This is a genomic window from Lysinibacillus sp. NPDC093688 (assembly GCF_050280145.1).
GTDB lineage: Bacteria > Bacillota > Bacilli > Bacillales_A > Planococcaceae > Lysinibacillus > Lysinibacillus xylanilyticus_B.
The window spans coordinates 19,824-27,076 of sequence record NZ_JBNNUX010000020.1; the positions used below are offsets into that span (position 1 = coordinate 19,824).

10 protein-coding genes and 1 riboswitch are annotated in these 7,253 nt (G+C 37.6%); of the genes, 1 reads left to right on the forward strand and 9 read right to left on the reverse strand.

Going from position 1 to position 7,253, the window contains the following annotated elements; all coding sequences use genetic code 11:
* Positions 1-322 precede the first annotated feature (322 nt).
* The 9 genes from gcvPB to ACQKN2_RS15815 all read right to left on the reverse strand — a co-directional run bounded on the left by gcvPB (position 323) and on the right by ACQKN2_RS15815 (position 6,856).
* Complete coding sequence (gcvPB, locus tag ACQKN2_RS15775) at positions 323-1,786, reverse strand: aminomethyl-transferring glycine dehydrogenase subunit GcvPB (RefSeq protein WP_427415787.1); 1,464 nt, start codon at positions 1,784-1,786, stop codon at positions 323-325.
* Positions 1,779-3,125 (reverse strand): aminomethyl-transferring glycine dehydrogenase subunit GcvPA, encoded by a 1,347-nt coding sequence (gene gcvPA, locus ACQKN2_RS15780; RefSeq protein WP_427415788.1) that lies wholly within the window; start codon positions 3,123-3,125, stop codon positions 1,779-1,781. Before gcvPA ends, gcvPB begins: the two co-directional genes overlap by 8 nt.
* 24 nt (positions 3,126-3,149) lie before the next feature.
* Positions 3,150-4,253: a glycine cleavage system aminomethyltransferase GcvT gene (gene gcvT, locus ACQKN2_RS15785; protein ID WP_427415789.1), complete on the reverse strand. Its 1,104-nt coding sequence runs from the start codon at positions 4,251-4,253 to the stop codon at positions 3,150-3,152.
* 278 nt (positions 4,254-4,531) lie between these two features.
* Positions 4,532-4,624, reverse strand: a riboswitch (glycine riboswitch).
* Positions 4,625-4,768: 144 nt separating this feature from the next.
* Positions 4,769-5,284: a shikimate kinase gene (locus ACQKN2_RS15790; RefSeq protein ID WP_427415790.1), complete on the reverse strand. Its 516-nt coding sequence runs from the start codon at positions 5,282-5,284 to the stop codon at positions 4,769-4,771.
* 19 nt (positions 5,285-5,303) lie between these two features.
* Complete coding sequence (locus ACQKN2_RS15795) at positions 5,304-5,504, reverse strand: hypothetical protein (RefSeq protein ID WP_323647144.1); 201 nt, start codon at positions 5,502-5,504, stop codon at positions 5,304-5,306.
* Complete coding sequence (gene comGF / locus ACQKN2_RS15800) at positions 5,482-5,907, reverse strand: competence type IV pilus minor pilin ComGF (protein ID WP_427415791.1); 426 nt, start codon at positions 5,905-5,907, stop codon at positions 5,482-5,484. The genes ACQKN2_RS15795 and comGF overlap by 23 nt, the downstream gene beginning before the upstream one ends.
* Positions 5,900-6,217: a hypothetical protein gene (locus ACQKN2_RS15805; protein WP_427415792.1), complete on the reverse strand. Its 318-nt coding sequence runs from the start codon at positions 6,215-6,217 to the stop codon at positions 5,900-5,902. Before ACQKN2_RS15805 ends, comGF begins: the two co-directional genes overlap by 8 nt.
* Complete coding sequence (gene comGD, locus ACQKN2_RS15810; protein ID WP_427415793.1) at positions 6,210-6,650, reverse strand: competence type IV pilus minor pilin ComGD; 441 nt, start codon at positions 6,648-6,650, stop codon at positions 6,210-6,212. The genes ACQKN2_RS15805 and comGD overlap by 8 nt, the downstream gene beginning before the upstream one ends.
* A complete protein-coding gene (locus ACQKN2_RS15815; RefSeq protein WP_427415794.1) occupies positions 6,650-6,856 on the reverse strand; it encodes a competence type IV pilus major pilin ComGC in 207 nt (68 codons plus the stop codon). The genes comGD and ACQKN2_RS15815 overlap by 1 nt, the downstream gene beginning before the upstream one ends.
* Positions 6,857-6,947: 91 nt before the next feature.
* Here ACQKN2_RS15815 and ACQKN2_RS15820 point away from each other — a divergent pair.
* A partial coding sequence (locus ACQKN2_RS15820; protein ID WP_427415795.1) for a hypothetical protein occupies positions 6,948-7,253 on the forward strand: 306 nt, incomplete at its 3' end.

The window sequence follows — 7,253 nt, forward strand, 5'->3', positions numbered from 1 at the left end:
TTTAACTAAAATACAAATTAATGTAAGTATATCAATATACACCCTTATATTAAATAGTTATCTTATAGTAGTTAGTGGTTCTACATTGAATGGTGGGTTTAGGCACACAATGTGGTGGGGTCGCTTTGATGGTTCTATCCATCACTTTGATGTTCTATCCATCATTTCGCTTGCTCTATCCGTCGCTTCGCTTGTTCCATCCGTCGCTTCGCTTGTTCTATTCCCATTCTGCCTCATCGATCCGTCTATTTCGCTTTTAAACTCCCTAAAAAAAGCGTCCAATAAGTATCTAAATACTTATCGGACGCCTTATAGCAGTTAATTATGCTTTTTGATAGCGAAGCACTGGTGTACGGGCAGCGCGTGTTTCGTCTAGACGAGATACGACTGTTGTATGTGGTGCTTCTTGTACGATTGATGGGTTTTCTTCTGTTTCTTTTGCAATTTGGATCATTATTTCGCAGAATGCATCTAATGTTTCTTTAGATTCTGTTTCTGTTGGCTCAATCATTAATGCCTCTTCCACATTTAATGGGAAGTAAGTTGTTGGTGGATGGTAGCCAAAGTCTAACAGACGTTTTGCGATATCTAAAGTACGAACGCCAAGTTTCTTTTGACGACGACCTGATAATACAAATTCATGCTTACAATGACGGTTATATGGTAGATCGTAGAATGGCTCTAAACGACGCATCATATAGTTTGCGTTTAGTACAGCGTATTCTGTTACAGCTTTTAAGCCATCTGGACCCATTGTACGGATATAAGTGTATGCACGTACGTTGATACCAAAGTTACCATAGTAAGGTTTAACACGACCGATTGATTGTGGACGCTCGTAATCGAAGTGATATGTTCCTTCCTCTGTTTTTACTAAAACTGGTTTTGGAAGGAATGGAATTAAATCTGCTTTTACACCTACTGGACCTGAACCAGGGCCACCGCCACCGTGAGGACCTGTAAATGTTTTGTGTAAATTTAAGTGTACGCAGTCAAAGCCCATATCACCAGGACGTGCTTTACTCATAACTGCGTTTAAGTTTGCACCGTCATAGTATACTTTACCGCCAACAGAGTGAATAAGCTCTGCCATTTCGATAATGTTTTCTTCAAATAGACCAAGTGTATTTGGATTTGTTAGCATTAATGCTGCTGTATCAGAACCAACAACTTTGCGCAAATCTTCAATATCTACTAAGCCATTTTCATCTGATTTAACAGTGATCGTTTCAAAGCCTGCAACAGTTGCCGATGCTGGGTTAGTACCGTGAGCAGAGTCAGGAACGATAACTTTATTACGATGGCCTTCACCGTTTGCCTCATGGAAGGCACGAATCATCATTAATGCTGTCCATTCACCATGTGCACCTGCCGCTGGTTGTAATGTCACTTCATCCATACCTGTAATTTCAACTAATGAAGTTTGTAGATCGTATAGAAGCTCCATTGCACCTTGAGCTGTTGATTCATCCTGTAATGGGTGAACATTTGCAAAACCAGAAATTCGAGCAACAGCTTCGTTAATTTTAGGATTATATTTCATCGTACAAGAACCAAGAGGGTAGAAGCCCGAGTCTACACCGTGGTTTCGACGAGAAAGTGCTGTATAGTGACGCATAATATCAAGTTCAGATACTTCTGGTAATTCTGCTGCTTCCGCACGTACTAAGTTTGCAGGAAGTAAATCTGCAAGATCAACCTCTGGTACATCAAGGGCTTCTAAGCTGTAGCCTACGCGACCTTCTTTGGTAATTTCAAAAATGAGTGATTGTTTTTCGTTATGCATTAAGAGCCCCCATTTCTGCAACAAGTGCATCAATTTCTTCCTTCGTGCGTAATTCTGTTACAGCGATTAGCACGTGATTTTTAAGAGAGTCATATGTTTGACCTAAAGGATAACCACCGATGATACCTTTTTCAATTAAGCCTTTATTAATTTCTTTCACACATTTACTTGTCTTCACAACGATTTCGTTATAGTGTGCACCTTGGAATGCTACTGTGAAGCCTGCCGCTTCAAAGGCATTTTTAGCATAGCGAGTTTTCGCGATATTTTGCATAGCCATTTCACGAACGCCTTCTTTACCTAGAGCAGTCATTGCTACAGAAGCAGCAAGTGCAAGAAGCGCTTGGTTCGAACAAATATTAGACGTAGCTTTATCACGACGGATATGTTGTTCACGTGCTTGTAATGTTAAAACATAACCACGACGACCTTCACCATCTACTGTTTCACCAACAAGACGACCAGGAACTTTACGCATTAGCTTCGTTGTTACTGCAAAGAAACCACAGTGTGGGCCACCGAATGCTTCAGAAATACCGAAGACCTGTGCATCCCCTACACAAATATCAGCACCTAGCTTACCAGGTGGTGTTAAAATTCCTAGTGCAAGTGGATTTGAAGAGACAACAAATAAACTTTTTGCTTCATGCGCAATATCGCCAATTACTTGTAAGTCCTCTATTTGACCAAAGAAGTTAGGATATTGTGAAATAACAGCTGCCGTATTATCATCAATTAATTCCTTTAAAGCTTCTACATCTGTCACACCATCTTTTTGTGGAACCGTAACAATTTCAATGGATTGACCGTATGCATATGTAGCAACGACATCACGATACTCGGGATGAACCGTTTCAGATACTAAAATTTTCTTACGGCGTGTATGGCCAGCTGCAAGCATACCAGCTTCAGCTAATGCTGTTCCTCCATCATACATAGAAGAGTTTGCTAGATCCATACCTGTAAGCTCTGCAATCATCGTTTGGAATTCAAAAATTGCTTGTAATTCCCCTTGAGAAATCTCTGGTTGATAAGGAGTATACGCTGTGTAAAACTCTGAACGAGAAATAACATGGTCCACGATAACCGGTTTATAGTGGTTGTATACGCCTGCACCTAAAAACGATACGTTAGCATTTGTATCTTTATTTTTCGCAGCCATTGCCGTTAATTCTTTTAATAAAGCTGATTCAGATTTTGCTTCTTTAATATCATATAGGCCTTTAAAACGTACTTTTTCTGGGATATCCTCAAATAACTCATCAACTGAGGATACACCGATTACGTCTAACATTTCTTGTTTATCTTGCTCCGTCATTGGTAAATAACGATGTTTCATAAATGTAGGTCCCTCTTTTCAATATTATTTTGAACGCTTGTAAAACGGTGTTTCAACTGTTACTACTTTTAAGTACTTACCACGAATTTCGATTTCTAATTCAGTTCCGATAGTTGTGAATTGACTGTCAATTAATGCGTGACCAACATTACGTTTAGAAGAAGGAAGCTGTGTACCTGTTGTCACTTCACCGATTTCCTTACCATCCTTAAACACTTTGTAGCCATGACGAGGAATTCCTTTATCAATCATTTCAATGCCCACAATTTTACGTGACAGCCCATTTTCTTTTTGCGCCACTAATGCATCATGACCATTAAAGTCCTCTTTATTTAACTTCACAGCAAAACCAATACCAGCCTCAAGAGGTGAAATTGTTGCTGATAGCTCTTGCCCGTATAATGGAAGACCTGCTTCAAAACGAAGTGTATCACGGCAGCCTAAACCTGCAGGAACCACACCTTTGTCTTTTCCAGCCTCTAAGATTTTACTCCATAATGCTTTAATATCTTCTGGAGAGCCGTATAGTTCAAAACCATCTTCTCCTGTGTAACCGCTACGAGATACTAATGCTTTATGACCAGCAACTTCAACATCTGCTTGGAAACGGAAATATTTAATCGTTTGTAAATCAGTCTCTGTTAATGTTTGAAGAACCTCTTCTGCTAATGGACCTTGAAGGGCAATTTGTGCATAAGCCTCTGATTGGTTGTCGATCGTCACATCATATTGATGTTGATTTTCCATCATCCAATCATAATCTTTTTCAATATTTGACGCGTTCACGCATAATAAATAATGATTGTCTGCTAATTTATACGTTAATAAATCATCGACAACACCACCATCTTCATAGCACATTGCATTATATTGCGCTTGACCTACTGCAATTTTGGAAATATCATTTGTCAAAAGATTTTGTAAAAAATCTAGTGAATTAGGTCCAGTTACTAAAATCTCACCCATATGTGATACATCAAATAAGCCAGCACGATTACGTACTGCATCATGCTCTTCTTTAATAGAAGAGAATTGCACTGGTAATTCCCATCCACCGAAGTCAATTGTTTTACCGCCATGTTTTGCATATTCTTCAAATAGAGGTGTACGTTTTAATTCGTTCGTCATTGTTTTTGCCCCCTTATTGTTCGTTACATTTTTACTGGTAGTAGTTCGTCTGTTTTTTTAGTTGTACAGTCATGCTTTCCCTGTTTGTTCATCCAAATAAAGAGGAACTAACAACATTAGGTAAAACATTTTGACATAAAAAAAGACAGACGAACCCCTTTTCGGGATTCTCTGTCCTTGCACCTGAAAGTTACACCAGACTGGCTCGCATTGCTACAATGCCAATCAGCCGGCTTTCCCCTTTGGTGGCTGTTGTAATACAGCTCTCTCCAGAGTTGCGTCTTATACGAGTCCTTTTACCTGAGAGATTCATAACACTTTGTTACTTGCTCCTTCGGTGACGTCTACACGTGCTCTCCCCGTATAATCATCCGCCCAAGTATCAACTTGGTACTATTTAGTATTCAATGAACATTAAGTAACTTATTTGTCTATATCCTAACATTAATTGCATTGAAAAGGCAATCATTTTTTAATTTATATTAAAACACGAACATTAAAATAAACATAATGCATTATAGTTCGCCTTTTAGCCTTTTAACTTGGAATACTAAATACTCAAGAATTTGGCGGATTGTTCTCCCCTCCGTTAACACTTGTATATGCCCTACTTCACGATAGAACTTTCTTCTGTAATGATACAGCTGCTCTAAATCCTCTTTCGTCGAGCTCTGTACAATCGGTCTGTTCGGATCATGCTGTATTCGTTTGTAAATATCTTCGAATGTCGCATCTAAAAAAAATACGAGTCCACTACGTCTCATTATTTTTCGATTTTCAGCATTGATTGCCACTCCACCGCCTGTTGAAATAATACAAGCTTCGTCTCGGAAGTTTTTCAAAAATTCTGTTTCTATTTCTCGAAAACGCGCTTCTCCGTATTTTTCAAATATCTGCGGAATTGTCATACCCTGCTGTCTAACAATCTCACGATCCATATCGTAATAAGGCATCTTTAACAAATAGCTTAAACGTCTTCCTAACGCACTTTTTCCGGAGCCCATAAAGCCAACTAAATATATTTTTCGCATTCGAATCACCTTCTTATAACTACGATTCTACACTGTCTGACAAAATTTGTCCTAATAAATTTATCGCAGCTCGAACATTCAGCTTTTCTAGGCAATCATATGTTCGAAACTGAATCTCATAAGACGTACAATACGTAAGGACAAAAGTAGTTACAAAAAATAATAATGCAATCGCAATTAAAAAAATAGCCCCTTTGTCATTTTTCAATAACTGGAACATAGAAAGTTCGCTCCTTTTTAATACCACTTGGAAGTTCAACAGCTACTGTTAACATATTTTCTTCATATTTGAACTGGCATTTATTAATACCAATCAGCATCGGTACATGACCACCATTCACTTGATCACGAATAATATTGCTGTAACAATCAATATTATGAATGGTATCTGCTACTTGGAAGGTTATTCTCTTTTGATCTTTTCGAATCGTAAATGAAGAAATATCATTTACATACATATTCAAATCATAAACAAAAAGCTCCCACTTTGATTGTTCATCAGATAGCACCGTTGTTTTCATTTCTGCAAACCAAAGCATAATGAACACAACAAGATACGCAATAAGCACAAATACAACTAATTGAAACAATGCTTCTAATAATGTATAGCCTCTCTCATTCATCGACTTCACCTGGCAGTTGTATACATTTTTTACGTAATTCTCGCGTATTTTGAAAGCTTACGCATATCCCTTGCCCATTCATAAACCACTTAAATTCTATATTTTCAATTATTTTAGTACCTTCCGTTTGCTGTAGATAGCGATAATGCTTTAAGCCTTCGTAGGCCGTTTCAGCTGCGATAACCTCCAACTTCTTATTATAAAGAGTCGTTTTCATCGTATAGCTAACTGGTATTAATGTCGTGCATATTAACATGACAATGACTACTGATAATATTGTTTCCACAAATGAATAACCAGATTCATTCAACCCTTGATCTCCCTCGTCCTAATGTAATCACAACCTTTTTATTGCCTTGAGGCGTTTTAAAATAAACAGTCCCTGGCGTCATGACGTTCCCATTATAGTTGTATATAATCGTGTAAATTGAACTCGATGCAGGCATAAACTCAACCCCTTTCGGAAAAGGACGTTCATATAATTCTGTAAAAATATTCTTTTTAATAATGTATCTCTTTGATGAATTCTCAAACTTCATCGAGATATATTCCCTTTGATGCATACTATAAGTTTGTATATATTGGATATCTAATTGAATTTGTGTAAAAAATTGCTCAAGCTCCCTAGTCTCCGCTGCTTTTAACGAATACTTGACGACAATCGCCGACAAACACATAACGATAAACAATACAATTAGCATTTCAATAAACGTATAGCCACGCTCGCCTTTAATAACATCCATCAGTTACTAGAACCAGTATCGGTAGAAGTTTTCGCCAATCGTACCTCCCCATCCTTAGTTATCATAATCTCTTCTTTATTAGGGCAGGTCGTTTCATTCTTCTTCAAATAGCCTTTCTCTACCAAATCTTGAATTGTTGGATAAGCCATAAAATCTACTCGATAGGCCTCTACCTGCCCTTGCACCATGCTTATAAACGTAGTCAAAAACAACCTCTTTTTTTATAAAACATTCTTAATTTGTATTAATTTAGTTTTTTAGTATATTATATGAATAATATTAGAAAGGTGGGGTTTGATGAAAAATATAGAACAAAGTATGATTTACAAAAACAATACCTTTAGAGATTTCGATAATCTTAAAACTTCTCTTCAAAGTCCTGCAATGGATTCTTTCTATCAATCCAATAAGGCTATAGCTTCCTCCTTATCAGCTTTGGATTTGTCAGATACACTCAGTGCTGTTAGTAAAATAGGGAGTTCTCTAAGCCCTGCAATGGATTCTCTCTATCAATCCAATAAGGCTATAGCTTCCTCCTTATCAGCTTTGGATTTGTCAGATACACTCAGTGCTGTTAGTAAAATAGGGAGTTCTCTAAGCCCT